Origin of the sequence: Ferrovibrio sp. (genome assembly GCF_029255545.1) — a bacterium.
In the GTDB taxonomy this organism is placed as follows: Bacteria; Pseudomonadota; Alphaproteobacteria; order Ferrovibrionales; family Ferrovibrionaceae; genus Ferrovibrio.
Genome location: NZ_JANLJJ010000086.1, coordinates 1599 through 4101 on the forward strand (window position 1 = coordinate 1599; position 2503 = coordinate 4101).

Annotated in this window: 2 protein-coding genes; both read right to left on the minus strand. The window is 58.6% G+C overall.

Features of this window, described 5'->3' with window-relative positions:
* Window positions 1-171: 171 nt before the first annotated feature.
* The gene (locus Q1J79_RS16980) at window positions 172-1110 is read right to left on the minus strand and encodes a branched-chain amino acid ABC transporter permease (protein WP_300302686.1); all 939 of its coding nucleotides are present in this window, start codon (window positions 1108-1110) and stop codon (window positions 172-174) included.
* A 20-nt stretch (window positions 1111-1130) separates the two neighbouring features.
* A complete protein-coding gene (locus Q1J79_RS16985) occupies window positions 1131-2435 on the minus strand; it encodes a branched-chain amino acid ABC transporter substrate-binding protein (RefSeq protein ID WP_300302688.1) in 1305 nt (434 codons plus the stop codon).
* Window positions 2436-2503: the final 68 nt, after the last annotated feature.

A 2503-nucleotide genomic window follows, 5' to 3' on the forward strand; every position in this document is an offset into this window, starting at 1 on the left:
AGGCATAGGCCGCCAGAACCCAGACCTGCATGCACAGGGTGAGCCAGTAGCGCGTTCCGATCACGGCGGGAACGAAAGCAAAGGCGGCGACGACCACCAGCAGGACAACATGATTCCGCTTCAGGGAGACCTGCCGCGGAGAGGTTCCGGGCGACGCCGGGCGAACCCAGCTCATATCTCGCGCTCCCCGAACAGGCCACGCGGCCTGAAGATCAGCATCGCTACCATCAGCAGGTAGGGCATGATCGGCGCCACCTGCGATGCCTTGAGCGCCAGCACCGCATCTAGGCCTGACGCAAGCCCGGTCAGCGGTGCGAGCACATCGGATAATCTCACGTCGAGCGCAATGAGGAATGTCTCAAGCGTGCCGATCAGGACTGAAGCGATCAGGGCACCCTTGATGGAGCCAAGGCCGCCAACCACCACGACCACAAAAATGATTGTGCCAAGATGCGCGGCCATCGCCGGTTCCGTCACCAGGACCGCGCCGCCTACGGCTCCGGCCAGCCCGGCCAGCCCGACGCCAAGACCAAAGACCAGTGTGAAGACGCGGCCGACATCATGGCCCAGGCTTTCCACCATTCCCGGATTGGCAAGCGCGGCACGAACCACGAGGCCCGTGCGCGTACGCACAACCAGCCACCAGATCGCGGAAAGCGACAGTAGCGCGACGACGATTACAAAACCTTTATGCATCGGGAAACGCGCGCCAAACAGTTCGAATAATGTGCCGCGCAGCTCAACCGGAACCCGGTAATCCACCGCCCCAAGCCCCCAGACCAGCTTCACGCTTTCTTCGATCAGCAGCACTAGGCCGAAGGTAAAAAGCAGCTCCGGAATATGCCCCCGGGCATGGAGGTGGCGCAGAATATACCTCTCGATCACCATCCCGATGCCGGCGACTATAACCGGAGCCACCACGAGACCGCCCCAGAAGCCCACCTGGCTCGACACGCTGTAGGCCATGTAGGCCCCCAGCATGTAGAGCGAGGCATGGGCGAAATTCATGATCCCCATCAGGCTGAAGACCAGCGTCAGTCCCGCGGCCAGCATGAACAGCAGCAGGCCGTACGACAACGCGTTGAGCAGCGTGACGAAAGCAAGATCCATGGTCGGTTATTGCCTCCCAATCAGGCAGGTTTCTTCATCACGCAGCTATGTGGCAACCTGGTATCCGCGCTGGCATATTTCGCTTCGGTCTTGTAGCCGAACTTCGTGCCCTCAATTCCCATTTTCACGGCCTTCCCATCGGCTGGTGAGAATGTCTGCACGAATAGCGGCGCCATCATCTGGTGGTCGTCGGCCCGCATGGCGACCGGACCAAAGACCCCTTCGATGGTCATGCCCTCCATGGCGCGCGCGACGGCGAGAGGCTCGGTTGAGCCGCTTTTTTTCACCGCAGCGCCAAGCATGTCGATCATGTCGAAATAGGCGGCATGGAACAGCTCCAGCGTCGGATACTTTTCCTTGAATCTCTTGTGGATCGCCTGCATGCGCGGATTCAGCGCATTGAGATCCATTCCGGTCACAAGACGCATCCGGCCGACTCCCGCCTCGCCGAGGGCCGTGGGCGCGCCAAGGGCATTGCCATAATAGGTGTAGAATTTGACATTCAGCCCGGCATCGTTGGCGGCGCGAATCAGCAGGACAAGGTCGGAACCAAAATTGCCGGTGATGATGGTGTCTGCCCCGGCGGCCTTGATCTTGGCGATATATGGCGAGAAATCGCGCACGCGTCCAATCGGATGCAGCTCCTCGCCGACGATCTTCACGTCTGGACGCTTTTCCGCGAGCTGCTGCTTGGCGCTGTTCTGCACCTGGTGACCGAACGTATAATCCTGGTTGATCAGGAATACCTGCTTGACCGTCTTGTCAGCGGCGAGGAAACGGGTCAACGCTTCCATGCGCATGAAAACATGCGGATCAAAGCGGAAATGCCAGAAATTGCAGCGCCCGTTGGTGAAATCCGGATCGATGGCCTGGTGATTGAGATAGAGTATCTCCTTGCCAGGATTGCGTTCGTTATGGCGGCTGATCGCGTCGATCAGCGACACCACCACGGCCGACGTGCCGCCGCCGGTGACATACCGTATACCGTCATCCGCGATCTGGCTGAAAATCGCCTGAGCCTCCTGCGCGGAGCCCTTTGAATCGAACAGTTGGATATCCAGTTTCAGGGTTTGCCCGGGACGGGCGTTGAATTCCTCCGCGCCGATTTCCACAGAGCGCGCATTGGTTTCGCCAAGAACGGCAAGTCCACCGGAGAGAATTTCCAGCTGAGCGATCTTCAAACGCGCCGTTTGCGCTAGAAGCGGCAGCGGAAAAGTTGCGGCGGCGACGCCTGCGGCCAAGCCAGACACAATCTGACGACGATTCGGACGAAAACACATTTTCTTCCTCCTTGCTTTATAAGCCGGCCAGCGTCGGCAAGACAAAAGCTAGTAGGAATTTTTCTTCTGATCAATTAAAATTTGACTATTGAATAAAATTTTTTGGCTACTAG

Bases quoted from the DNA above. Each gene is read 5' to 3' on its own strand.
- Q1J79_RS16980 (WP_300302686.1), bottom strand. From the start codon at position 1,110: ATGGATCTTGCTTTCGTCACGCTGCTCAACGCGTTGTCGTACGGCCTG.